This is a genomic window from Demequina phytophila, assembly GCF_000971135.1.
GTDB classification, from domain to species: domain Bacteria; phylum Actinomycetota; class Actinomycetes; order Actinomycetales; family Demequinaceae; genus Demequina; species Demequina phytophila.
Window position 1 is genome coordinate 221891 of the sequence record NZ_BBLW01000002.1, and the last position, 24447, is coordinate 246337.

Sequence of the window (24447 nt, forward strand, 5' to 3'; positions counted from 1 at the left end):
CGGCGTCAGCGCGGGCTGGGGCCGGTCGACTCGCGGATCACCAGCTCGGTGGTGATCGGGCCGTCGCCCTCGTGCGATCCGTCAGCGCCGAGCTGCGCGAGCAGCCGTGCCACGGAGCGCGTGCCCATGCCGGTCAGGTCGGCGTGAACGCTCGTGAGCGAGGGCGAGAGGAGGTCGCCTAGGACGTCGTCGAAGCCAACGACCGACAAGTCCTCAGGAACACTCACGCCTGCCGCCTTCGCGGCTCGCATGAGGCCGATCGCCATGAGGTCGTTGTATGCGACGACGGCGGTGGCCCCCGAGGCGTGTGCGCGCTCGAACGCAGACTCGCCCCCGGTGAGCGTGGGGCTGTTGGGGCCGATCTCGAAGACTGCGACGCCTCGCTCGCGCGCTGCGTGCATCAGCGCCTCCCAGCGGCGTCCGCTGATCCAGGAGCGGCTGGGGCCGCCCAGGTACGCGATCGCACGGTGGCCCAGGTCCGCGAGGTGCGCGACCAGGGCGGACACTCCAGGTGCCGGGTCGCTGATGACGGAGGGGATGCCGTCGACCTCACGGTTGAGCGTGACGATGGTCTTCCGCTGCGCGAGGCGCAGGATCTCCTCGTCGGGCAGGCGTGAGGTGGCCAGCACGATGCCGTCCACGGACGGCGCGATGTTGTCGATGGTCCCGGCCTCGAGCGACCCTGACTCCTGCGACTCGGCGATCACGAGCGTGAATCCCGCCTGGCTCGCCGCGCGCTCGGCGCCGCGGATCACGCCGAACACCATCGGGTTGGTGATGTCGGCGACCACCACCGCGAGCGTGTGGGTGCGCCCGGTGGGCAGGGCACGCGCCATCGGGTTCGCGTGGAAGTTCAGGTCCGCCGCGGCCTTGCGGATCTTCTCCTCCGTCTTGGCGCTGACGCGGCCGGGCTGGTTGAGAGCGCGCGAGACCGTCGACGGGTTCACCCCGGCGAGCTCCGCGATGTCGTAGATGGTCGCGGCGCCTGAACGGCGGCGGCGTCCTGTGATCTCCCCGGTCGGAGCGGCATCGGTCATCGGGTCCTCCTTGCTACGTGCATCGTAGCGGACGGCCACGACGGTGGCAGGCGGTTGCCCCGCTGATGATTTGTGCGCGCTTGCGCACGGGCACTCAGGCGCGGTGGTCGCTGCTTTCGCCAGGATCGCCTAGCATGGGCGCTATCTTGGCATTCGGTTGCCAACTCAACGAGGAGTCACCGGGACGGTCCGGGGCCCGCGAGTGGAGGAACGATGGAGACTGCGACGAATGTGCATGCGGCTCTCGGCGCGCATCGGTTGGTACCGGTGGTGGTGGTGGACGATGCGGGGAACGCCCCGGGCCTGGCCGGCGCCTTGGTCTCCGGCGGGCTTCCCGTGGCCGAGGTGACGTTCCGGACCGCCGCGGCCGAGGAGTCGATCAGGATCATGGCGGCGCGCGGCGACGTGCTGGTGGGGGCTGGCACCGTGCTTACGGTCGATCAGGTCGATCGTGCCGTCGCTGCTGGTGCGTCGTACGTGGTGTCGCCGGGGCTGTCGCGCGCCGTGGTCGAGCGGTGTCAGGACCACGGTGTCGCCGTGCTGCCCGGTGCGGTGACTGCCACCGAGGTGCAGGCCGCGCTCGAGCTGGGCGTGTCGACCGTGAAGTTCTTCCCGGCGGGCACCTCGGGCGGCGCGAAGGCGATCGCCGCTCTCGCGGCCCCGTTCGGCGGCGTGTCGTTCGTGCCGACGGGCGGGATCGGGCCGGCGAACCTGCACGAGTACCTCGCGTTGCCGTGCGTGCACGCGGTGGGCGGTTCGTGGATGGTGCCTCGCGACCTGGTGTCGGCGGGGGAGTTCGACAAGGTGGCCGCGCTGGTGGCCGAGGCCGTCGCGCTGACGGCGGGTCAGGAGGTCCCGGCATGAGTGTTCTGCAGGTGCGGCCCGCGGCGGAGTGCCGCTTCGATGCCGTCTCGCTGGGCGAGGTGATGCTGCGCCTGGATCCGGGCGAGGGGCGCATCCGCACGGCGCGGTCGTTCACGGCCTGGGAGGGCGGCGGCGAGTACAACGTCTCGCGCGGCCTCTCGCGCGCGTTCGGCCACCGCACAGGGATCGTCTCTGCGCTTGCGGACAACGAGGTGGGGCGGCTCATCGAGGGCCTCATCCTTGCCGGCGGCGTCGACACGTCGCACCTGGTGTGGAAGGCGTACGACGGTATCGGCCGTGGCGTGCGCAACGGGCTCAACTTCACCGAGCGCGGCTTCGGCGTGCGCGGCGCGGTCGGGGTGTCCGACCGCGGCCACACCGCCGCCTCGCAACTCGCACCCGGGGACGTCGACTGGGATCACCTCTTCGGCACCCTCGGCGTGCGCTGGCTCCACACCGGCGGCATCTACGCCGCGCTGTCGGAGACGGCGGCCGAGAGCGTCATCGCGGCCGTCGACGCCGCGCATCGTCACGGCACCGTCGTCTCGTACGACCTCAACTATCGGCCCAGCCTGTGGAAGGCGATCGGCGGGATCGCGAAGGCGCAGGAGGTCAACCGTGCCATCGCCCCGCATGTGGATGTGATGATCGGCAACGAGGAGGACTTCACGGCGTCGCTGGGCTTCGAGGTTCCCGGTGTAGACGAGTCGCTCGCGGAACTTGATGTCGCGGGTTTCGCCGCGATGATCGACGAGGTGTCGAAGGCGTATCCGAACTTCCAGGTCATCGCCACGACGATGCGCACGGTGCGCTCCGCGACCGTCAACGACTGGGGCGCGCTGGCCTGGTCGAAGGGCTCGGGGCTGGTGCGTGCGACCCAGCGTGACGGACTCGAGATCCTCGACCGCGTGGGCGGCGGCGACTCGTTCGCGTCCGGTCTGATCCATGGTCTTATCGAGGGCGCCGACCTTCAGACCGCGGTGAACTACGGCGCCGCCCATGGCGCCCTCGCCATGACCACCCCCGGCGACACGACCATGGCCACCCAGGCCGAGGTCTACAAGCTCGCCGGCGGCGGTGGCGCCCGGGTCGACCGCTGACACCCCGCATCGTCCCCTGATACGACAAACGATCCCGCCGCATCGTCGCGGCCGCTGGAAGGAAGCCTCATGGAGAAGACCTGGCGCTGGTACGGACCCGCCGACATCGTGACCCTGCCCGAGGTACGGCAGACCGACGCCACCGGCGTGGTCACCGCACTTCACCACGTGCCCAACGGCGAGGTGTGGTCGGTGGGGGAGATCCAGAGGCGCCAGGCCGAGTGCGAGGCGGCGGGACTCTACTGGTCGATCGTCGAGTCCGTGCCCGTGCACGAGGACATCCGGCGCGGCCTCGACACGCGCGACGAGTGGATCGACAAGTACTGCGCGACCGTGCGCAACCTCGCCGCGTGCGGCGTCGACATGATCTGCTACAACTTCATGCCCGCGCTCGACTGGACGCGCACCGACCTCGACTGGCCTCTGCCCAACGGCGGCACGGCGCTCCGCTACGACGCCGACGCGGTCGCGGCGTTCGACATGTGGGTGCTCGAGCGCGCTGGCGCCGAGGCGGATCACGGCCCCGAGCGCGTGGCGAGCGCGCGCGCGTGGTTCGACGCCGCGGCACCGGAGGAGATCGACCGCGTCACCAGGACCCTGCTCGCCGGCCTGCCCGGGTCGGAGGAGTCCTACACGGTGGAGGAGTTCCGCGAGGCGCTCGCCGCGTACGACGGCCAGACGCACGAGTCGATGCGAGGCAACCTGAAGTACTTCCTCGAGCGCGTCATCCCGGTCGCGGAGGAGGTGGGCATCCGGATGGCCATCCACCCGGACGACCCGCCGTTCGACCTGTTCGGCATCCCGCGCGTGGTCTCGACCATGGCCGATGCGCAGTGGCTGCTCGAGGCCGTGCCGAGCCCTGCGAACGGGCTCACGCTGTGCGTCGGCTCGTACGGTGTGCGCGCCGACAACGACGTGGTCGAGATGGCGCGTCGCTTCGCGGACCGCATCTACTTCTCGCACCTCCGATCCACCCGTCGCGAAGAGGATCCGGCCAGCTTCCACGAGGCCGTTCACATCGACGGTGACATCGACATCGTCGGGGTGGTGCGCGAGCTCGTGCGCGAGGAGCGACGTCGCGGCGAGGAGGGGCCCCGGATCTCCATCCGCTCGGACCACGGTCACCGGATCCTCGACGACCTCACGCGCGACAGCGCGCCCGGCTACCCGCTCATCGGCCGCATGAAGGGCCTCGCCGAGGTCCGTGGGGTCGAGCTCGCGGTCAATCGCGGGCTCGACGGCGACCTCGCGTAAGGAGAGACCATGCTGCCGATCATCGCGGGGTTCCACCCCGACCCGTCGATCTGTCGAGCGGGGGACTGGTACTACCTGGCGAACTCGTCATTCGAGTACGTACCCGGCGTCCCGATCCACCGTTCGCGCGACATGCTCACCTGGGAGCTCGTGGGCCACGCCTTGCCGGACGCCGACGCGGTCCACGCCGCGACCGGACGTGCGGGCGCGAGCCAGGGCATCTACGCCCCGACGCTGCGCCACCACGGTGGCCGCTTCTGGATGGTGACGACCAGCATCGCCGACGTCATGCGCGGCCAGCTGATCACCCACGCGGACGACCCCGCGGGACCCTGGTCCGCACCCGTGCGCGTCGACCAGACGTTCGGCATCGATCCCGATCTCGCATGGGACGACGAGGGTGCCTGCTACCTCACTTACCGCGGCTTCATGCCGCCGGGGATCCACCAGGTGAAGATCGATCCCGCCACGGGAGAGCGGCTCGGTGAGGACCGCGTGATCTGGCATGGGAGCGGCCTGGGCGAGAGCGAGGGCCCGCACCTGTTCCGTCGCGGAGACTGGTGGTACCTCGTGGTCGCAGAGGGCGGCACCCACACGGGTCACGCCGTCTCGGTCGCGCGGTCGCGCGCCCCTGAGGGGCCCTTCGAAAACAACCCGGAGAACCCGATCCTCTCCCACCGTTCCACGGCCCATCCGGTTCAGGCCACGGGCCACGCGGACCTTGTCGAGACCGCGGACGGGTCCTGGGCGCTGGTCCACCTGGGCATCCGGCAGCGAGGCGCGTTCCCCCGATTCCACGTGCTGGGCCGCGAGACCTTCCTCGCGGGCGTCGACTGGGTGGAGGGGTGGCCCGTGGTGGTCGAGGGTCGGTATGACGCGCCAGGCGCGGACCCGTCGTTCGACGATGCGTTCGAGGGCACCGCGCTCGACGCCCGGTGGGTGGCCCCCGGGGTTGCACCGAGCGATTTCGCGGTCCCGTCGGCAGGTCTCCGACTTGAACCGAGCCGCGACGCCGAGTCGTCCGAGCAGCACCTTCCGCTGTGCACCCGCCTGCGTTCGTTCGCGTGGAAGGCGGTCGTGGCACCGGGCGACGGAGACATGTGCGTCTCGGTGCGGCTCGCCGCGGACCACTGGCTCGGGCTCGAGAGGGTAGGGGACGCGATCCGCGCGAGGCAGGTCAGCGCGCACCTTGACGCGACGCTCGGCGCCGTGCGTGCAGAGCCAGGCGACACGCTGGTGATCGAGGCGACCCCGACCGTCGGGCGCCAGGGTGGGCCCGGCCCCGACACGATCGAGCTTGCCGTCGAGCGTGCGGGCGAGCGGGTCTCGCTCGCCCGGGTCGACGGGCGCCACCTCTCCACGGAGGTGGTCGGAGGCTTCACCGGACGGATGTTGGCGCTTGAGGCGCTTGGAGGTCCGGCAACGGTGCGGAGCGTCGCCCTCACGGAGCTCGAGGAGCCGGCGCCGCCGGCGATGCCCTGGGGCTGAAGGCCCCGCACGTCCGCGCCCTTGCAACGATTCAGTAACACGATTCGGCAATCGGTTGCGCAACCGATTGCCTTGATGCTTCACTAGGCACGCCAGGCCATTCCGGACTGCGAGCCGGCTCATATCCCCGGAAACGCTGCATTCACAACAAAGGAGTTCTTATGCAGGTCAACACGCCCTTGCGGCGCCACTTCCGCCGTTCGGCGGCCGCCGCCATCGCCGCAGGCGCGGTGTTCACCCTCGGCGCCTGTTCCGGCGCGGGTGACCCCGCGGCGTCGCCGACGGCAGGCACGAGCGAGAGCGGCGCGCCTGCCGCCGACGCTCCGACCACCCTGGCGATCGCGACGAACCGCGCGCCGTCGACTTTCGACCCCGTGGGCCTTGCTACGGGCAACGACGCCCTCATCTGGGGCTCGATCTACGACACGCTCTTCGTGATCGGCCCCGACGGCGAGCTCGTCCCGCACCTGGCCACCGGGTACAGCTACAGCGACGACGGTCTCGAGCTCACGGTCACCTTGCGCGATGACCTCACCTTCTCCGACGGAGCGCCCGCGACCGCCGCCGAGTACAAGGCGACCCTCGAGCACATCCGGGACACCGCCGGTGCGGGCCAGGCGATGGCGGACACCGTGGCGTCCGTCGAGGCGCCGGACGCGACGACGGTGGTCATCACGTTCTCCGCGAACGACCCGGGCTTCCTGTTCGACCTCACCAGCCGCGTCGGGATCATCGCGCAGCCGGACAAGATGGCGGATGAGTCCTATGGGCTCGACCCCATCGGGGCGGGACCGTACGTGCTCGATGCCGATAAGACGCAGTCGGGCACGCAATACGTCCTGATCAAGCGTGACGACTACTGGAACGCGGACGCCTACCCCTTCGAGGAGGTCACCGTCCGGGTGATCGCGGATGCCACGGCGATCGAGAACTCCCTGCGTGCTGGCGAGCTCGACATCGCGGGCGTGCAGGCGCAGACCGCACCGCAGTTCGAGTCCTCGGGTGACTTCACCACCACTCAGCTCGAGGCTCAGTCGTCCCTGTTCCTCGACATCGCCGATCGCGACGGCGCCATCGAGCCGGCGTTCGCGGACCTCCGGGTGCGCCAGGCGATCAACTTCGCGCTGAACCGCGACGGCTTCGTCCAGGCGGGCGGCGGCGTGGGCCAGCCTGCGTACCAGATGGACTTCCCGAGCACCTCCGGATACGACCCGGCGCTCGATTCGGTCTACCCCTACGACGTCGAGAAGGCGAAGTCGCTCCTCGCCGAGGCGGGCTACGCGGACGGCTTCAGCATCGACATGCCGAGCCTGGTCTACACGACCAGCATGGAGCCGGCGATCACGCAGGCGTTGGCGGACATCGGCATCACGGTGAACTGGGACTCGATCCCGCCGCAGGACACCGTCCAGGCACTCCTGTCGGGGAAGTACCCGGTGATCCTCTGGTTCGCCTCCACGCTTCCGGACGCGAACCAGGTGCAGGACTTCTACGCACCCGCCGCGCTCCTCAACCCGATGCGCACCACGGATCCCGAACTGGACGCACTGCTCGAGCAGGCGTCGAAGATCACGGACCCGGCCGCTGGCGCGGACATCTACAAGCAGATCAACGCGTTCGGTGTGAACAACGCTTGGTACGCGCCGCTGATGTTCACCGGCCAGACGTTCGCCGAGGCGGAGGGCTACAAGTACGTGGGCACATCGGCGCAGCAGTCGGTCCGCATCGAGAGCTACGGCGTCGCCGGCTGACGCACTCCTCCCGCGCACTCCTGTGGGGCCCCGTCTTCGGACGGGGCCCCACAGGCGTTCCGGGGCGGCGGCACAGGACTCTCAAGGGCCGCGAAGATCCGATTTGGCAAGCGGTTGTCAAATGTGATTCAATGCATGCCAGGCCCGCGACGCAGCACCTGCCAGCGGGCGGTTCCCGCGGCCACCCCGGGGTCAACGAACGACCACACAAAGGCAGAGCAATGTTGCTTTTCGCGCTACGCAGAGTCGCCTTCGGACTCGTGCTGTTCGTCATCGTGTCCTTCACGACGATGTTCCTCCTCAGCTTCTCCTTCGACAGCATCATCGGCAGCAAGCTCGGGTCGGCCGCCAACGTCGATTCCATCGCCGCGATGAAGGCAGATCTGGGTCTCGATCGATCCGTGCCGGTGCTGTACGCCGAATGGTTCCGTGGTGTCCTCCACGGCGATCTCGGAGCCTCGTTCTTCACCGGCGAGCCCGTGACGGAGGCGCTGCCGAGCCGACTCGCCGTGACGCTCTCCGTCGTGGGACCGGCGATGATCATCTCCGCGCTCATCGCGCTCTTCCTGGGTGTACTCGCCGCGACGCGCGGCGGATGGGTGGACAAGACGGCTCAGGGGATGATGCTGACGGGCTACCTGGTGCCCAACCTGCTCATCGCGATCGTGCTGGTGGTGGTGTTCGCAGTCAACCTCGGATGGTTTCCCGCCACGGGGTTCACCACCTTCGGCGACGACCCGGCCGAGTGGGCGAGGTCGATCACACTCCCGGTGATCACGATGGCGTTCGGCGGTGCCGCGAGCATGGCCAACCAGGTCCGCGGCACGATGATCGACGAGCTGCGCAAGGACTACGTCCGCACCCTCCGCACGCGCGGTGTCTCCGCGCGGGCGATCGTCGTCCGGCACGCGCTGCGCAACTCCGCCGGCCCCGCCCTCACCGTGTTCGGTCTCACCTTCATCACGTTGTTCGGGTCCGCGCTGTTCATCGAGCAGGTGTTCGCGCTTCCGGGATTCGGCACCTACAGCTTCAACGTCGCGCTCCAAGGCGACTTCCCCGTGCTCATGGGCCTGACCGCGTTCGGCGTCGGTCTGACCATCGGCGTCAACCTCCTGATCGACCTGGCCAACGGCTGGCTCAACCCGAAGGCGAGGCAGTACTGATGTCGACCCCCACCGCTCCCGTCGCTGTGCCTACGCTCGCACTCGAGGACGAGCCCGCTGAGGTCCGGCGCGGCGCCTTCCAGCGACTCGTTCGCGACCCGCAGGCCGTGATCACGGGCCTCATCATCCTGACGTTCGTGGTCCTCGGGCTCCTCGCGAACGTGATTCCCCAGCACGGTCCCAATGAGGCGCGGTTCGAGGCCATCAACCTTCCCGTCGGATCGCCCGACTATCCGCTCGGAGGCGACTACGCCGGACGCGACATCCTTGCGCGGCTGCTGCACTCGATCAACACCGCGATGGTGTCCGGCCTGATCGGTGCCTCGATCGCGCTGGTCGTCGGCACCACGCTCGGCCTCGTCGGAGGATATTTCAACAGGTTCCGGACCCCGGTGGAGTGGGGCGCTACCATCCTCCAGACCTTCCCGGGCATGCTGCTGCTGATCGTGCTCATGCCTCTCACGGGCGGCGACTTCCGCTGGACCATGGCCATCTTCGGCTTCCTCCTCACGCCGGGCATTTACCGCATCGTCCGCAATCAGACGGTGGGCGTCAGCCGTGAGCTCTACGTCGACGCGGCCCGCGTGTCGGGCGTGACCGACATGCGCATCCTCGGTCGGCACATCCTGTCGGTGGTCCGCGGTCCTGTCATCGTCGCCACGACGTTCCTGTTCGGTTCCGCGATCGGTGTGCAGTCCGGGCTCGCCTATCTGGGCGTCGGATCGAAGGAGATCCCGTCCTTCGGCGCGATGATCAGCGATGGCTTCAGGAACATCTACATCGCACCGGGGCAGTACATCTGGCCGGCCGTCGCCCTCGGCGTGTTGAACGGCGCCTTCGTGCTGTTCGGCAACGCTCTTCGCGACACCTTCGAGGGGTCTCAGCCCAAGGCGGAGAAGATCACCGCCACTGCCGTCGCCGACGACTTCGAGGCCGAGAAAGCCGACGGGACCGGCGCGCTGCTCGAGGTACGCGACCTCGGGATCGCCTACCGCTCTCCCTCCGGCGAGCTCAACGAGGTGGTCCGGGGCGTGAGCCTGACCGTGAGGATGGGCGAGACGTTGGGCCTCGTCGGCGAGTCGGGCTCAGGGAAGACCCAGACTGCATTCGGAGTGCTCGGTGTGCTCCCGACCGAGGCGGTCGTGACCCGCGGCTCGGTGGTCCTCGCCGGCCGCCAGATTCTCGGGGCGCCCCAGGCCGAGCTCAACAGGTTGCGGGGAAGCGAAATCGCCTACATCCCCCAGGAGCCGATGTCGAACCTCGACCCCGTGTACACGATCGGGAGCCAGCTCGTCGAGGGTATCCGGGTGTCGACCGGCCTGTCGAAGGCGAAGGCCAAGGAACGTGCGCTTGAGCTCCTCGAGCGTGTCGGCATCCCTGACCCGCAGCGCACCTTCCGGTCCTACCCGCACGAGATCTCGGGTGGCATGGCGCAGCGCGTGCTCATCGCCGGTGCCGTCGCCCCCAAGCCCAAGCTGCTCATCGCCGATGAGCCGACCACCGCGCTCGACGTCACGGTGCAGGCGGACATCCTCGACCTCCTCCGAGACCTGCAGGCGGAGATGGGGATGGGCATCGTGCTCGTCACTCACAACTTCGGCGTGGTGGCGGACAGCTGCACGTCTCTCGCGGTGATGCAGGGCGGCGAGGTCGTCGAGACCGGCGCCACCGTCGATGTGTTCGCCCAACCTCAGCACCCCTACACATCCATGCTGCTCGGATCGATCCTCGACGAGGACACGATCCGCGACGACTCCGCGATGGTGCTCGTCGCGGATGGGAAGGACCCGCGATGACCGCACCGCTGCTCAGGGCCCAGGGCCTGAAGGTCGCCTATCCGGTCAAGGGCTTCCGCAAGCCGCCCGTCGAGATCGTTCACGGCGTCGACTTCGAGATCGGCGCCGGCGAGACACTCGGCATCGTGGGGGAGTCCGGTTCGGGCAAGACCACGATCGGTCGAGCCATCCTGGGCCTCGCCCCGATCTCGGGAGGCGCCGTCGAGTACGACGGTCGCGACATCACCGCGTTCTCGGCGCGCGAGCGCCGCGCGCTCTCGCGCGAGATCCAGGTGGTGTTCCAGGACCCGTACAGCTCTCTCAACCCGTCCCTGACGATTGGAGCGACGCTGGCCGAGCCGCTCATCGTCCAGGGGTGGGACAAGGCCAAGGCGACGCGACGCGTGCTGGACCTGCTCGACCAGGTGGGCCTGCCGAAGAACGCCGCGGCGCGGCTGCCCCGCGAGTTCTCCGGCGGCCAGCGCCAGCGCGTGGCGATCGCCCGCGCGCTCGCGCCCGGACCTCGCCTCATCGTCTGCGACGAGCCCGTCTCCGCGCTTGACCTGTCGACGCAGGCAACCGTGATGGACCTCTTCATCGACATCCAGCGCGAGACCGGCGTCGCCTACCTGTTCGTCTCGCACGACCTTGCCGTGGTGCGCCACATCAGCCACAGGGTCGGCGTGGTCTATCGCGGCGAGATCGTCGAACAGGGCCCGACCCGCCAGGTCACCAAGGACCCCGAGCACCCGTACACGCAGCGACTGCTGCTCGCCGCGCCCATCGCGGATCCGACGGCCCAGCAGCAGCGGCGCGCGGACCGCGTGCGGCTGCGCGCCCTTCAGGCCGAGCAGGACCTGCAGGCGATGGGTGCTCACGCCTGACGTCCCCACCGCGTCGCGACCTCGTCGGTCCGTCGCCCCACCCCGACCCACGCCGCATCGCGCGGCACCGACAGAGAAGGACCTCCGAATGATCCAGTTCCCCGACGGCTTCCTTTGGGGCGCCGCCACCGCCGGTCACCAGATCGAGGGCAACAACGTCAACAGCGATTGGTGGGCCCGCGAGCAGATGATGCCCGGCATGGAGCTGTCGGGTGACGCCGTCGACAGCTACCACCGCTATCGCGAGGACATCCAGCTGCTCGCCGATGCCGGACTCACCTCGTACCGGTTCAGCCTCGAGTGGTCCCGAATCGAACCCGTGCGCGGACACTTCTCGAAGGCCGAGCTCGCTCACTACCGCCGTATGATCGACTTCTGCCTGGAGCTCGGTGTGACCCCGGTGGTCACCCTTCAGCACTTCACCACGCCCCAGTGGTTCGCCGCTCTCGGCGGCTGGGACGGCCCCGAGGCGCAGGACCTGTTCTGCGCGTACGTCGAGCAGGCGTGCACCATCTTGGACGGCGTCCAGTGGGTCGTGACCATGAACGAGCCGAACATGCAGGCAGCCATCATGACGATGATGCGTCACCTCGGTGCGGCGGGTGGGGAGTGGACCAGCCCCACTGTCGAGGCCGATGGCGACCAGGAGAAGAAGCAGTCCCACAGCGACTTCCTCACGTACGCCGACCCCGAGATCGGCCGCCTGTTCACGCGCATCCACCACGCGGCCCGTGACATCGTGCGCGACCGCACGAACGCCAAGGTCGGGTGGACCATTGCGGCCGGCGCGCTCACGGCGGCGCCAGGAGGCGAGGAGAAGCTCCTGCAGATCCGCTATGGCAAGGAGGACGTGTACTGGGAGGGCAGCCGCGGCGACGACTTCGTGGGCGTTCAGGCGTATTCCAGCCAGGAGGTCGACGCCAACGGTCTCGTCCCGCACCCGCCGCACCCGGACAACACCCTCGTCGGCACCTCCTACCGTCCCGACTCGCTCGCGATGGCCGTCCGTCATGCGTGGGAGGTCAGCGAGCACACGCCGATCGTGATCACGGAGAACGGCATCGCGACCGCGCGGGACGAGCAGCGGATCCAGTACACGCGCGAGGCGCTCGAGGGCCTCCACGGCGCTATGCAGGACGGCATCGACGTGCGCGGCTACCTGCACTGGAGCCTGCTCGACAACTTCGAGTGGGGTCACTGGGAGCCGACCTTCGGCCTCATCTCGGTGGACCGCGAGACGTTCGCACGGACGGCCAAGCCGAGCCTCGGCTGGCTCGGTTCGGTCGCGAAGGCGAACGCCCTCGGCTGACCGCGCCTTTCCAGCACCACCACGCGGCGGGGCGGACCCACGTCCCCGCCCCGCCGCGCGCCCGCCGTCCCACCCGCAGCAAGGAGCCCCTGCCATGACCGCATCGTTCCCGGACGTGTCCGCCCGCCCTCTCGCCGAGCTGATCTCCTTGACAGGGCGCGTCGCCGTGGTCACCGGCGGCGTCCAGGGCCTCGGGCGCGCGATAGTCGAGCGGCTCGCGGAGGCGGGCGCGACCGTCGTCATCGCCGACCTCGATGCGGCACGCGCCGAGGCGGCCGCCGAGCAGGTCGCGGAGCGGCACCGGGTGCGCGCGCTCGGCGTCGCCATGGACGTCGCGAGCGCCGCGGACGTCGACCGCGTGGCTGGGGAGCTCGCGAGCGAGCTTGAGCGGGTGGACATCTGGGTCAACAACGCAGGAGTGTTCCCCTCCGCCCTGCTCGCGACCATGACGGACGAGGCTTGGGACCAGGTGTTCGCGGTCAACGTGCGCGGTGTCCGCAACGGGTCTCGCGCCGCCGCCCGCCTCATGGGCACGGGCGGCGGAGCCATCGTCAACATCGCCTCGCTCGCCGCGTTCGAGGGCACCGCGCCCGGGCTGGGCGCGTACGTCGCCTCCAAGCACGCGGTGCGCGGCCTCACCCGGCAGCTCGCCCTGGAGCTCGCGCCGCAGGGCATCCGCGTGCTCGGCGTCGCCCCCACCTTCGTCCCCACCGAGGGCAACATCGCGGCCGCGATGGCCGCGTCCGGAGGCGCCGCGCCCGGCGTGAACATGCCCCAGCCCAAGTCCCTCGCCGGACGGATGGGAACGCCCGACGACGTCGCGCGCATCGTCTTGTTCTGCACCAGCGACCTGGCCACCTTCATGACGGGCAGCACGCTGCTCGCCGACGCTGGAGCCCACGCCTAGGCGCCCACGCCGCCATCCCACCTGGAGAACTCGCATGCTGCACCCCGCTATCGCCCGGATGACCCTTGAACAGAAGGCCGCGCTGCTGTCCGGCGCGGACCTGTGGCACACGCGTGCGATCGACGACGCGGGCGTCGTGTCGAGGACGCTGTCCGATGGTCCGCATGGCGTCCGACTCCAGGATGCATCGCAGGACCATCTCGGGATCTACGGGAGCGCGCCCGCGACGGCCTTCCCGACGGGCGCGGCTCTCGGGTCGACGTGGGACCCGGACCTGATCGAGGAGGTGGGCGCCGCGCTCGGCCGCGAGGCTCGCGACCTGGGCGTCGACGTGCTGCTGGGCCCAGGCATCAACATCAAGCGATCGCCGCTCTGCGGACGCAACTTCGAGTACCTAGGGGAGGATCCCTTCCACGCGGGGGTCCTCGGTGCCGCGTGGGTCCGAGGCGTCCAGTCCCGGGGCGTCGGCGCGTCGCTCAAGCACTTCGCGGCCAACAACCAGGAGACCGAGCGGCTGCGCGTGAGCGCCGAGGTGGACGAGCGCACCCTCCGCGAGATCTACCTGCCCGCGTTCGAGCGCACCGTCGCCGAGGCCGCGCCCGCGACCGTCATGTGCTCCTACAACAAGGTGAACGGAACCTTCGCCTCCGAACACCGGTGGCTGCTCAGCGAGGTGCTTCGCGACGAGTGGGGTTTCGAGGGTTACGTGGTGTCCGACTGGGGCGCCGTGCACGACCCGGTCGCGTCGCTGCGCGCAGGGCTCGACCTTGAGATGCCGTCGACAGGGGAGGCCAGCCCCGCGGCGATCGTCGCCGCGGTCGAATCGGGCGAGCTCGACGAGGCCGTGGTGGACCGCGCTGTCGCACGCATCCTCGGCACGCATGATCGGTTCGACGCGCTGCGCGGCGCGACGGACGCGCTCGATATCGACGCGCACCACGCGCTCGCGCGCCGCGCCGCCGCCGAGGCCGCCGTGCTGCTGTCGAACCGCGACGGCGCGCTGCCGCTCCACCCGACCGACGGCGGGATGATCGCCGTGATCGGCGCGTTCGCCACCGAGCCCCGGTTCCAGGGCGGCGGCAGCTCCCATGTCAACCCGACCCGCGTCGACGTCGCCCTGGACGAGATCCGCCGCCTCACTCCCCGGCCAGTCGAGCACGCCCCGGGCTTCACCCACGACGGTACCGGTGGCGACGAACTTGCGACCCACGCGGTCGCGCTCGCGGCGCGGGCGGATGCTGCTGTGCTGTTCCTCGGCCTGCCGGAGGAGGACGAGTCCGAGGGCTTCGACCGCGCCCATTTGAACCTGCCTGCGGCGCAGCTGGACCTGCTCGAGCGAGTCGCCGCGGTGTGCGAACGCGTGGTCGTGGTCTTGAGCAACGGCGGTGCGCTCGCGCTTGGCGGCGTCGTGGAGCACGCCGAGGCCGTGCTCGAGATGTGGCTTGGCGGGCAGGCCGCGGGCGGTGCCGCGGCCGACGTGCTGCTCGGCGTGGCGGAGCCCGGTGGGCGTCTCGCCGAGACGCTACCGCTGCGGCTCGAGGACACCCCCGCGTTCCTCAACTTCCCCGGAGATCGCGACAGGGTCCTCTACGGCGAGCGCATCTACGTGGGCTACCGCTGGTACGACGCCGTGGACCGCGACGTGCTCGCGCCCTTCGGACACGGGCTGTCCTATACGGACTTCGAGTTGGACGAGCTTGATGTCGAGATCCCCGACCCGACCGGACCATGCGCGACGGTGCACGTGCGGGTGACCAACACGGGCGAGCGCGCGGGTGCCACGGTAGTCCAGCTCTACGTCTCGGACCCCGTGGCGACGCTCGACCGGCCCGCATCGGAGCTCAAGGGCTTCGCGAAGGTCAAACTCGCCGCAGGTGAATCGGAACGTCTCACCTTCGAGCTCGACGAGCGTGCCTTCCAGTTCTGGTCCCGCCATGGCTGGCTCGCCGAGGCTGGCGAGTTCGTGGTCCGGATCGGGATGTCCAGCAGGGACATCCGGGCCGAACGCTCGATCGCGCTCGACCTGCCCGCCTCGCTCGCTTCGCTCACCGTCGACTCGACCATCACCGAGTGGCTCGCCCACCCGCAGGGCGGCGTCGTGGTCCAAGGGATCCTGGGCGCGATGGCTGCGAACTCGGGCGGCGCGGGGCTGTCGGAGGGGCCCGGTCTGCGCATGGTCGAGCAGCTCTCGCTGTCCCGCCTGTTCCAGCTCGCCGGCCGTGACGGCAAGGCCGAGGTCGAGCGCATCCTCGCCGGTCTCACGGTCGGGGCGCGGTAGCCGCCGTTCCGCGCCAAGAGGCGTCAACCGCATCGTCCCCGATAGGTGACCCGACAGGGGAGCCGCACCACCGATCGATCAACGCCGGCGCACCGCGGCCGACGAGTTCAGGAAGGCTTGACATGCTGAAGCCCAAGATGACCCCCACCCGCGAGCTGGTCAACCTCGATGGCACCTGGCTCTTCGGTATCGACTCGCGCCTGGGCGAGGAGCCGTGGCGCGGCGCGCTGCGGACCCCGCTGGAGGCGGCGGTCCCGGCGAGCTACAACGACCTTTTCGTCGACGACGAGATACGTAGCCACGTGGACTGGGTCTACTACCAGCGGCGGGTTCAGGTGCCGCGTGGTTGGTCGGAGGAACGGATCCTGCTGCGGTTCGACGCCGCGACCCACGCGGCACGCGTCTACGTGGACGATGCGCTGGTGGGGGAGCACGTGGGCGGCTACACGCCGTTCGCGGTCGACATCACCGAGCACGTCTCGGCGGGCACTGCGTTCCGGCTCACGGTCGGCGTGTCGGGTGACCTCACCAACGAGACCATCCCGCCCGGCAAGATCGAGGTGGGCATGACGGGGAAGCGTGTGCAGACCTACTTCCACGACTTCTACAACTACGCCGGGCTAGCGCGCTCGGTGTGGATGTGCACCACGCCGCGGTCGCGCATCGAGGACGTGGCGGTCAGCACGGACTTCGACGGCACCGTGGGCAGCGTGACCTATGCCGTCGACGTGGAGGGCGAGGGCGCGGTCGCCGTGCGCGTGGTCCTGCGCGACGAGGAGGGCGCGGTCGTGGCGTCGTCCTCGGGTGCGTCGGGCGTGCTCACCGTTCCTGACGTCACGCTCTGGAAGCCGGGCGCCGCGTACCTGTACGACCTCGACGTCGAGCTCCACGACGCGGACAGGGTGGTGGACGCGTACTCGCTGCCGGTGGGCGTCCGCACCGTCGAGGTGCGGGGCACGCAGTTCCTCATCAACGGAGAGCCCTTCTACCTCACCGGCTTCGGCAAGCACGAGGACACGCCCGTGCGGGGCAAGGGGCACGACGACGCCTACCTGGTCCACGACTTCCAACTCATGGAGTGGATCGGCGCGAACTCGTTCCGCACCTCGCACTACCCCTACGCGGAGGAGGTGCTCGAGTTCGCCGATCGCCACGGCGTGGTCGTCATCGACGAGACCGCGGCGGTGGGGCTGAACATGGGGGTCGTGGGCGGCATGTCGGGCACGCCGCCGTTCCCGACATTCTCCGAGCAGTACGCCAACGCCGCCACCCAGGCCGCGCACGCGCAGCACCTGCGGGAGCTCATCACGCGCGACCGCAACCACCCGTCCGTGGTGATGTGGTGCATCGCGAACGAGCCCGCCTCCAACGAGGACGGCGCTCGCGAGTACTTCGAGCCGCTGGTGAAGTTGGCGCGCGAACTGGACCCGACCCGCCCGCTGTCCTACGCGCTCGTCATGTTCGCCACGTTCCAGAACGACCAGATCATCGACCTCTTCGACGTGGTCTGCATGAACCGCTACTACGGCTGGTACGTCGCGTCGGGCGACCTGGCGACAGCCGAGGCGTACCTCGCCGGCGACATCAAGGGATGGATCGAGCGCACCGGCAAGCCGATCATGATGACGGAGTACGGGGCGGACACGATGGAGGGACTCCACTCTGTCCACACCCAGGTGTGGACCGAGGAGTATCAGCGCGACTATCTCGCGATGAACCATCGCGTGTTCGACCGCTTCCCTGAGTTCGTGGGCGAGCAGATCTGGAACTTCGCGGACTTCGCCACCACCAACGCGATCCACCGCGTCGGGGGCAACAAGAAGGGTGTCTTCACACGTGACCGGCGGCCCAAGTCGGTCGCCTTCGACCTGCGCGCGCGGTGGACGGGGCTCCAGGGCCGCAAGCCCGGCACCGGCACGACCGGGCAAGGCGGACGTTGATGGCACGCTGGGGCATCGTTGGCACGGGCGGCATCTCCGCGCGCCTTCTCGCCGACCTGCGCGCGACACCCGGCTCAGCGGTCACCGCGGTCTGGGGCCGCGACGAGCTGCGTACCAGGGAGTTCGCTGCCGCACACGGCATCGAGACGAGCACGATCGATCGAGCGGCGCTGCTCGCGCGCGAGGACGTGGACATCGTCTACATCGCGACGCCAGCGCACACGCACCGCGCGATCGCCATCGAGGCGCTGGAGGCCGGCAAGCACGTGCTGGTCGAGAAGCCGATGGCTACCTCGGCGCGTGACGTGGAGGACATCTTCGACGCTGCGGCACGCGCGGACCGCTTCGCGATGGAGGCCATGTGGATGCGCTTCAACCCGCTCCACGTCGACATCCGTGGGCGGATCGAGTCGGGTGAGATCGGCGCCCCGACCGGCGTGCGCGCGAGCTTCGGCACGCCGTTCTTCCCTCGGCCTCGCGTGCAGCGACCCGAGCAGGGAGGAAGCTCGTTGCTGGACCGTGGCATCTATGCGGTGACGCTTGGGCACTGGTTCCTTGGAGAGCCGTCGTCGGTTCATGCGCAGGCCACATTCGTCGACGGGGTCGATGTCCGCGGCCACGCGACGCTCGAGCACGAACGAGGCTTCACACAGATCGCCTGGTCCAGCATGGAGTTCCTCGACCTCTCCGCGGCCGTCGCAGGCGAGCACGGCTGGATCTCGATCGACCCGATGTTCTGGGCAGGCTCCTCCGCCAAGGTGCACGCGGGCTCGATGGAGCGCATCTTCCAGGCCCCGGGCGCCGTGGGCCACCCGCGCGTGGGCAACGGCTACGGCCCCATGCTCCGCTCCGTGGAGGATGCGCTCTCCGCCGGGATGCGCCAACACCCGGCCCACGACGCCCCCGCGACCATCGCGGTCGCACGGACCCTCGACCTCATTCTCGGCGCGGCAGCGCGCCCCACACCGTGACTGGAGCCCTACTGATGACCTACTACTGCAACCCGCTCGACCTCGCGTACCGGTATCAGGAGACGCGCTTCTCCGGCATGGTCCAAGGCATGCAGCTCGGCCCGGCCCGGCGGAGCGTGCACAGGGAGGCAGCGGATCCCTCGGTGGTGCGGTATCGCGGCCGCTACTTCATGTTCGTGTCGATGTCCCGCGGGTTCTGGCACTCCGACGATCTGGTCGAGTGGACATACCAGGCGACCGACAAGCTGCCTGCCTACGACTATGCGCCCGACGTGCGGGTGGTCAACGGGGCCCTGCTGATCAGCGCCTCGCGCAAGGACCGGGCATGCCCCTTCTTCCGCAGCGAGGACCCCCTTGCGGACGACTTCACCGAGGTCAGCCCCGGGACCTTCGCCTTCTGGGACCCCGCGGTGTTCCAGGATGACGACGGGCGCGTGTTTCTCTACTGGGGCTGCGACGCCGTGCTCCCGATCTACGGGGTGGAGCTCGACTCGGAGCTCGAGCCTATGGGTGAGCCCGTCGAGCTGATCCACGCCGATGTGCCGCGCCGCGGGTGGGAACGCCCGGGAGAGAACCATGTGGTGCCCGAGCCGACCACCGAGCTCGAACGCAAGATCGCGGCATTCTCCGCGTCAGGTCCGTACCTCGAGGGTGCGTGGATAACTAAGCATGATGGCCGGTACTACCTGCAGTACGCCGGACCCGGCACCCAATGGAACACCTACGCGGACGGCTACTTCGTGGGTGAGTCCCCGCTGGGGCCCTTCACCTACTCGGAGCACAGCCCGTTCTCGTACAAGCCGGGCGGGTTCATGACCGGAGCGGGCCACGGCAGCACCTTCCAGGACGAGCACGGCAACTGGTGGCATGCCGCGACCATGCGGATCAGCGTCAACGACGTCTTCGAGCGCCGTGTCGGGGTCTTCCCTGCGGGATTCGACGAGGACGGCGTCCTGTTCTGCCGCCAGGAGTTCGCCGATTACCCGACCGCGGTGCCGCAAGGCGCGGTCGACCCCCGTGCCGTGACCGAGCCGCCGTGGATGCTCCTTTCGTACGGCGCGCCCGCCACCGCATCGTCCACCCTGAGCGCGCACGATGCGGCGCTCGCGACCGACGAGGACGCGCGCACCTGGTGGGTCGCCGATTCGTCCGAGCCGGGCGAGTGGCTCCAGGTCGACCTTCGTGCTGCCACGACCGTCGCTGCACTCCAGGTCAATCTCGCCGATCATGACCTCGCGTCCGCGGCACCGGAACTGGCCGAGGGCGCGGACATGGGGCACACCTGGCGCAGCATTCACGCCGATCACGACGCGGCGCTCGTGCGTGTGGAGGGTTCCGTCGACGGCGTGACATGGATCGAGCTTCATGACGGCGCGGCTGAGGGAGCCGACCGCCCGCACGCCTTCATCGGGCTCGAGGAGCCGCTCTTGCTGCGGTACGTCCGGGTGACGTCGGTGCAGGTGCCTTTCGGCGGTCGGTTCGCGGTGAGCGGCCTGCGGGTGTTCGGGCGCGGGAACGGAGAGCGTCCCGCTGCCGTCTCTGCGGCGGCAACGATGGTCGAGCCGCGCACGGCAGCGGTCTCGTGGGAGGGCGTCGACGGTGCGCAGGGCTACAACGTCCGCTTCGGCAACAGTGCCGACAAGCTTTACCGCAGCTGGATGGCCTACGGATCGACGAGCCTAGAGATTCCCGCGCTCAACGCGGGCGTGGAGACCTGGGTCGCGGTCGATGCGTTCAACGAGAACGGAGTGACGCGGGGCGCCGCCTTCCTGGTAGACGGGTCAGTCGTCGCTGAGCTCAACTCCTGAGGCGGCGGCGAGTGGGTGCTGCGGGAGCCGGTCGAGGGCGCGCGCCAGCTTGATAATCAGGCGTTCGAGCTCGACCGCGTCCGCATCGGTCCAGTCGGGACCTGCCGGGGGTTGAAGCGCCGCGGTCGCCTGGACGATGCGCTCGCCGGCTTCCCGTCCCGCCGCGGTGAGTGCGATGGCCACACTGCGGCGGTCGTGGGGGTCGGCGATGCGCTGGACGAGGCCGGTGCTTGCCAGCCGGTTGAGAATCTTGCTGAGGTTCGAGCGGCTGGTGTCAATCGCATCGGCCAGCGCCGTCGGGTTCGCAACCCCGCGGTAGATGAGCTGGTTGACCACGAGGAACGCGGGCACGTCCCCGTCGAGCGGGAACCGAGCGGAGGCGAGGACCTGCTCGCGGAAGGCGGCCGACGCGCCCCACGTGCCGATCGCGAACATCGCCGAGGCGAACGTCGGTCCTGCTGTGCCCACCAGTGGGCGGAGCTCGGGCGGCGCGAGCGTCGCCGCCGCCCTGAGGTGAGGTGGCCTGGGCACGAGGTCTCCGATCATCGGCGTCGATTGCACTCTAGGGCGCTTCCCACGGGCTCGCGTGGCCGGCAGGCGGCGAGGAGCCCGGCGAGGCGTTCGCATCGCGCGTCATGGTCACGTATTGTCGTCAGTGCAATATATTGGATCGCTCGACGGGGAGTGGGGCAGACATGACGGTGAGGCCGACCCGACTGCGCGTCGACGGACGAGTCCAACCTCTCGGGATCGGTTCTGCCGCGCCCGAGTTCAGCTGGGAGCCGGGCGTGGGTACCGGGATTCAAGACGCGTGGGAGGTGCAGGTCGCCGCCGGCCCCGACGTCGACGACGCCGCGCTCGTCTGGGGCAGCGGCAAGGTGGCGGGCTCCCAGCCCTACGGCCACGTCTATGCCGGCCCTGCGCTGCGGTCGACCTCGGCGTATATCTGGCGGGTGCGGACCTGGTCGGATGGACGCGACTCGCCGACCCCGTGGGAGGCGTCGACGTTCACCACCGGCGTGCTCGACGCGAGCCTATGGTGCGCCGCGTGGGTGGCGGGGCCGCCGCGAGGCCCCAAGGACCACCCGACGCCGGTGTACCTGCGCGGTGCCGCCGACATCGGTGAAGGCGTCGTTCGAGCGACCGCTCACGTGTCATCGCTCGGCTGGCACCGATTCATGGTGAACGGCGCCGACCTGACCGGACCCGCGCTGGTGCCGCGGTGGACCCCGCTTGACCACGAGGTCGAGTACATCACCTATGACGTCACCGCTCAGCTCCAGACCGGGGCCAATGTCTTCGACATCGTCGTCGGCGACGGCCGGTTCCGTGGCTCGAACGGCTTCGAGAACCACGCGCTGATCTACGGAGATCGCCTTGCCGGGTTCATGCAGATGGTGGTCGAGTTCGCGGACGGCACCGAGCGGTTGATCGTCACCGACGCCACCTGGACCCGAGCGGTCGGTCCCATCGTCGAGTCGGATCCGAAGACGGGCGAGCGGGTCGACCTTCGAATCGTCGCCGGGGGCCAGGCGCCCGACTCGGCCACCGGACCCGTGGAGGTCATCTCGCATCCGCGCACCCTGGTCGCCGAGAGCGTCGAGCGAGTGACGCAGGTCGATTCGCTGAGGCCTGTGTCCATCACCCGCACCCGTCGCGGCGGTCAGGTGGTCGATTTCGGCCAGAACTTTGCGGGCGTGGTCCGGTTGCGGCTCAAGGGACCTGCCGGCAGCGAGGTCACGCTCACGCATTCCGAGGTTCTCAAGCGCGACGGCACCCTCGATGTCGACTACATCCACATGAGCAAGTTCTCCCGTTGGTACCAGCGCGATCACGTGGTGCTCGACGGTCGGGAGGTCGAGTGGCAGCCGTGGTTCACCATTCACGGATTCCGCTATGTCTCGGTGGAGGGACTGCCCTACGACCTGGAGCCAGACGACGTGTCTGGCATCGTGATGTCGACGGACTTGGACCGCACCGGCGAGTTCGAGTGCTCCGACGCGCGACTCAATCAGCTCTGGCGCAACGTCTCATGGTCGCTCACGTCGAACTTCACGGATACGTCGACCGACTGCCCGACGCGTGAGCGCGCGGGTTGGACCGGCGACATCCAGGTGTTCAGCCCGACGGCGACCATGCAGGTCGACGCGCAGTCCTTCCTTCGGCGGTATCTGCACAATCTGGCGGTGGAGCAGAACCGGGACGGCAGCGTCCCTGTGGTGATCCCGTCGGGCTTCTCCGAGTTCTCGGGCGGTCCGCGCGGCCATCTCGCGTCCGCAGGTACCGCCGCGGGGTGGGGCGACGCGGCGGTGCTGGTGCCATGGAGCCTCTATCGGTACTACGGGGACAGGCGCGTCCTCGAGGACCAATATGCCTCGATGGCAGCATGGGTGGACTCCTGCGCGCGTCGCGCTCGAGAGAGGGCTGGCCGTTCGCGCCGCACAGGTTCGGCACGTGTCGCGGACATCGACCGCTACATCGTCGACTCGGGCTTCCAGTTCGGTGAGTGGCTCCGCCCCGGAGAGGGACCCATCCGCTCGGCGATGGACGCGCGTCGCAACGGTGCGGTGGTCGCGACGGCCTACCTCGAGCACTCTGCGCGGATCCTCTCGCAGGTCAGCGGCATCGTGGGAAAGGATGCCGAACAGCAGCGCTATCGCGAACTTGCGGACCACGTGCGCGAAGCGTGGCGCGCGAGGTTCGTGCGGGACGGCGGAATCATCGGCGCCAATCGCCAGGACGATTACGTACGCGCGCTCGCATTCGACCTCCTCGACGCCGACGAGCGCGAGTCCGCGGCGGCGCGACTGGTCGCGCTGATCGAGAAGGCGGGCGGTCACCTCGGCACGGGGTTCCTCTCGACTGCGCTGCTTCTGCCCACACTCGTCGACGCAGGTCGGGCGGACACGGCCTGGTCGCTGTTGATGGAGACAACCAGCCCCTCGTGGCTCTACCAGGTCGAGCACGGCGCGACCACCGTGTGGGAGACGTGGGAAGGCTATGGGCGTTCCGGGAAGGCGAGGATGAGCCACAACCACTACGCCCTGGGTGCCGCCAGCCGGTTCCTGGTCGAGAGGATCGCGGGCCTCACCCCACTCGAGCCCGGCTATCGCGTCATCGGGGTGCAGCCGCTGGTCGGCGGTGGCCTGATCGCTGCGAGCGCAGCGGTCGGTACCCCGTACGGCCGCGCGGAGAGCTCGTGGCGGATCGACGGACGCGAGGTCGAGCATGTCGTCTCGATTCCCTCTGGCGCGACCGGGGTGTTCCGTGGCGGGCTCGATGCCGAGCCCGTGACCCTCGCGCCGGGACGGCACGTGCTCAGGCGCCCTCGCGTTCGCGGCTAGGAGGGGGGCACCGTGGGCGTACTCGGACATCGCCAGGTCCAGCACCAGGGGCACCCTCGCGTCGTGGAACCGCCATGACCAGCGGGTTGTTGCCGATGCGGCGGGCGGTGGCCCCACGCGGGCGTGTTGCCGTCGGTGTTAGTCCAGGCGATCAGGACGTATCCGCGTTCGGCGGCGTGCAGTCCGTCGGTTCGGCCGCGCATCCAGGAGTTCGTGTTCCCATGCTTACCAGGCCGATCCTGTGCGTGGCGGCGGGTCTGCCGTCCGGTCCGTGGCGTGCAGCGCGTTGACGACGCCTGCGCCGAGCCGGCCGTCGCACACCTCGAGGCCGCCGGAGGCGCGCACCCGCCGGGGTGCGGCGTCGGACCGGATGGTGCCCGCGCGTTGCATCGACACGAACGCGGCGACGCGGCCGAGGTCGTGAGAAGCCACTCCATCAGCGGAGGATTCGACGTGGACCCGTGCCGCAGCGGCAGCCGCCGGGGTCGGCATGTCGGCGCGCTCGAAGGCGCGTGCGATGGTGTCGTCGAGCTCAGTCGAGGGGATGCGCATCATTGTGACTCCGGTGTCGGGA

General features: G+C 69.4%; 18 protein-coding genes. 15 read left to right on the plus strand and 3 right to left on the minus strand.

Going from position 1 to position 24447, the window contains the following annotated elements:
• Positions 1 to 5: 5 nt before the first annotated feature.
• Positions 6 to 1037, minus strand: a complete 1032-nt coding sequence (locus AOM01_RS03790) for a LacI family DNA-binding transcriptional regulator (RefSeq protein WP_062289191.1) — start codon at positions 1035 to 1037, stop codon at positions 6 to 8.
• A 213-nt stretch (positions 1038 to 1250) separates the two neighbouring features.
• On the opposite strand from AOM01_RS03790, the gene eda reads away from it, so the two are divergent.
• The 14 genes from eda to AOM01_RS03860 all read left to right on the plus strand — a co-directional run bounded on the left by eda (position 1251) and on the right by AOM01_RS03860 (position 20529).
• Positions 1251 to 1901: a bifunctional 4-hydroxy-2-oxoglutarate aldolase/2-dehydro-3-deoxy-phosphogluconate aldolase gene (gene eda, locus AOM01_RS03795; protein WP_062289193.1), complete on the plus strand. Its 651-nt coding sequence runs from the start codon at positions 1251 to 1253 to the stop codon at positions 1899 to 1901.
• A complete protein-coding gene (locus AOM01_RS03800) occupies positions 1898 to 3001 on the plus strand; it encodes a sugar kinase (protein ID WP_062289196.1) in 1104 nt (367 codons plus the stop codon). The genes eda and AOM01_RS03800 overlap by 4 nt, the downstream gene beginning before the upstream one ends.
• 69 nt (positions 3002 to 3070) lie before the next feature.
• Positions 3071 to 4255: a mannonate dehydratase gene (gene uxuA, locus AOM01_RS03805; RefSeq protein ID WP_062289199.1), complete on the plus strand. Its 1185-nt coding sequence runs from the start codon at positions 3071 to 3073 to the stop codon at positions 4253 to 4255.
• 9 nt (positions 4256 to 4264) lie between these two features.
• Positions 4265 to 5743 (plus strand): glycoside hydrolase family 43 protein, encoded by a 1479-nt coding sequence (locus tag AOM01_RS03810; protein WP_062289202.1) that lies wholly within the window; start codon positions 4265 to 4267, stop codon positions 5741 to 5743.
• Between the two features lie 161 nt (positions 5744 to 5904).
• On the plus strand, positions 5905 to 7494 hold the full coding sequence (locus tag AOM01_RS03815; protein ID WP_062289205.1) for an ABC transporter substrate-binding protein: 1590 nt from the start codon (positions 5905 to 5907) through the stop codon (positions 7492 to 7494).
• Positions 7495 to 7715: 221 nt separating this feature from the next.
• Complete coding sequence (locus tag AOM01_RS03820) at positions 7716 to 8657, plus strand: ABC transporter permease (RefSeq protein ID WP_062289208.1); 942 nt, start codon at positions 7716 to 7718, stop codon at positions 8655 to 8657.
• A complete protein-coding gene (locus AOM01_RS03825) occupies positions 8657 to 10453 on the plus strand; it encodes a dipeptide/oligopeptide/nickel ABC transporter permease/ATP-binding protein (protein ID WP_082109957.1) in 1797 nt (598 codons plus the stop codon). The genes AOM01_RS03820 and AOM01_RS03825 overlap by 1 nt, the downstream gene beginning before the upstream one ends.
• Positions 10450 to 11316, plus strand: coding sequence for an ATP-binding cassette domain-containing protein (locus AOM01_RS03830; RefSeq protein WP_062289211.1), 867 nt, complete (start codon positions 10450 to 10452; stop codon positions 11314 to 11316). Before AOM01_RS03825 ends, AOM01_RS03830 begins: the two co-directional genes overlap by 4 nt.
• An 88-nt stretch (positions 11317 to 11404) precedes the next feature.
• The gene (locus AOM01_RS03835) at positions 11405 to 12625 is read left to right on the plus strand and encodes a glycoside hydrolase family 1 protein (protein WP_062289214.1); all 1221 of its coding nucleotides are present in this window, start codon (positions 11405 to 11407) and stop codon (positions 12623 to 12625) included.
• Positions 12626 to 12719: 94 nt separating this feature from the next.
• Positions 12720 to 13532: an SDR family NAD(P)-dependent oxidoreductase gene (locus AOM01_RS03840; protein ID WP_062289218.1), complete on the plus strand. Its 813-nt coding sequence runs from the start codon at positions 12720 to 12722 to the stop codon at positions 13530 to 13532.
• Between the two features lie 34 nt (positions 13533 to 13566).
• On the plus strand, positions 13567 to 15810 hold the full coding sequence (locus AOM01_RS03845) for a glycoside hydrolase family 3 C-terminal domain-containing protein (protein WP_062289221.1): 2244 nt from the start codon (positions 13567 to 13569) through the stop codon (positions 15808 to 15810).
• A gap of 122 nt (positions 15811 to 15932) precedes the next feature.
• On the plus strand, positions 15933 to 17750 hold the full coding sequence (gene uidA, locus AOM01_RS03850; protein WP_062289224.1) for a beta-glucuronidase: 1818 nt from the start codon (positions 15933 to 15935) through the stop codon (positions 17748 to 17750).
• Positions 17750 to 18721: a Gfo/Idh/MocA family protein gene (locus tag AOM01_RS03855; RefSeq protein ID WP_062289227.1), complete on the plus strand. Its 972-nt coding sequence runs from the start codon at positions 17750 to 17752 to the stop codon at positions 18719 to 18721. The genes uidA and AOM01_RS03855 overlap by 1 nt, the downstream gene beginning before the upstream one ends.
• Before the next feature lie 14 nt (positions 18722 to 18735).
• Positions 18736 to 20529, plus strand: coding sequence for a family 43 glycosylhydrolase (locus AOM01_RS03860; protein WP_062289229.1), 1794 nt, complete (start codon positions 18736 to 18738; stop codon positions 20527 to 20529).
• Here the strand turns inward: AOM01_RS03860 and AOM01_RS03865 are convergent.
• The gene (locus AOM01_RS03865) at positions 20503 to 21075 is read right to left on the minus strand and encodes a MarR family winged helix-turn-helix transcriptional regulator (protein WP_169746509.1); all 573 of its coding nucleotides are present in this window, start codon (positions 21073 to 21075) and stop codon (positions 20503 to 20505) included. The genes AOM01_RS03860 and AOM01_RS03865 overlap by 27 nt on opposite strands.
• Positions 21076 to 21224: 149 nt before the next feature.
• Between AOM01_RS03865 and AOM01_RS03870 the strand changes: the two genes are divergently transcribed.
• A complete protein-coding gene (locus AOM01_RS03870; RefSeq protein WP_169746510.1) occupies positions 21225 to 23873 on the plus strand; it encodes an alpha-L-rhamnosidase in 2649 nt (882 codons plus the stop codon).
• Between the two features lie 225 nt (positions 23874 to 24098).
• On the opposite strand, the gene AOM01_RS03875 is transcribed toward AOM01_RS03870, so the two are convergent.
• Positions 24099 to 24428: an Ldh family oxidoreductase gene (locus AOM01_RS03875; protein WP_062289237.1), complete on the minus strand. Its 330-nt coding sequence runs from the start codon at positions 24426 to 24428 to the stop codon at positions 24099 to 24101.
• Positions 24429 to 24447 lie beyond the last annotated feature (19 nt).

Excerpts from the sequence above, each read along its gene's own strand:
- AOM01_RS03790 (WP_062289191.1), bottom strand. The coding sequence starts at position 1,037 with ATGACCGATGCCGCTCCGACCGGGGAGATCACAGGACGCCGCCGCCGT.
- eda (WP_062289193.1), top strand. The coding sequence starts at position 1,251 with ATGGAGACTGCGACGAATGTGCATGCGGCTCTCGGCGCGCATCGGTTG.
- AOM01_RS03800 (WP_062289196.1), top strand. The coding sequence starts at position 1,898 with ATGAGTGTTCTGCAGGTGCGGCCCGCGGCGGAGTGCCGCTTCGATGCC.
- uxuA (WP_062289199.1), top strand. The coding sequence starts at position 3,071 with ATGGAGAAGACCTGGCGCTGGTACGGACCCGCCGACATCGTGACCCTG.
- AOM01_RS03810 (WP_062289202.1), top strand. The coding sequence starts at position 4,265 with ATGCTGCCGATCATCGCGGGGTTCCACCCCGACCCGTCGATCTGTCGA.
- AOM01_RS03815 (WP_062289205.1), top strand. The coding sequence starts at position 5,905 with ATGCAGGTCAACACGCCCTTGCGGCGCCACTTCCGCCGTTCGGCGGCC.
- AOM01_RS03820 (WP_062289208.1), top strand. The coding sequence starts at position 7,716 with ATGTTGCTTTTCGCGCTACGCAGAGTCGCCTTCGGACTCGTGCTGTTC.
- AOM01_RS03825 (WP_082109957.1), top strand. The coding sequence starts at position 8,657 with ATGTCGACCCCCACCGCTCCCGTCGCTGTGCCTACGCTCGCACTCGAG.
- AOM01_RS03830 (WP_062289211.1), top strand. The coding sequence starts at position 10,450 with ATGACCGCACCGCTGCTCAGGGCCCAGGGCCTGAAGGTCGCCTATCCG.
- AOM01_RS03835 (WP_062289214.1), top strand. The coding sequence starts at position 11,405 with ATGATCCAGTTCCCCGACGGCTTCCTTTGGGGCGCCGCCACCGCCGGT.
- AOM01_RS03840 (WP_062289218.1), top strand. The coding sequence starts at position 12,720 with ATGACCGCATCGTTCCCGGACGTGTCCGCCCGCCCTCTCGCCGAGCTG.
- AOM01_RS03845 (WP_062289221.1), top strand. The coding sequence starts at position 13,567 with ATGCTGCACCCCGCTATCGCCCGGATGACCCTTGAACAGAAGGCCGCG.
- uidA (WP_062289224.1), top strand. The coding sequence starts at position 15,933 with ATGCTGAAGCCCAAGATGACCCCCACCCGCGAGCTGGTCAACCTCGAT.
- AOM01_RS03855 (WP_062289227.1), top strand. The coding sequence starts at position 17,750 with ATGGCACGCTGGGGCATCGTTGGCACGGGCGGCATCTCCGCGCGCCTT.
- AOM01_RS03860 (WP_062289229.1), top strand. The coding sequence starts at position 18,736 with ATGACCTACTACTGCAACCCGCTCGACCTCGCGTACCGGTATCAGGAG.
- AOM01_RS03865 (WP_169746509.1), bottom strand. The coding sequence starts at position 21,075 with ATGATCGGAGACCTCGTGCCCAGGCCACCTCACCTCAGGGCGGCGGCG.
- AOM01_RS03870 (WP_169746510.1), top strand. The coding sequence starts at position 21,225 with ATGACGGTGAGGCCGACCCGACTGCGCGTCGACGGACGAGTCCAACCT.
- AOM01_RS03875 (WP_062289237.1), bottom strand. The coding sequence starts at position 24,428 with ATGATGCGCATCCCCTCGACTGAGCTCGACGACACCATCGCACGCGCC.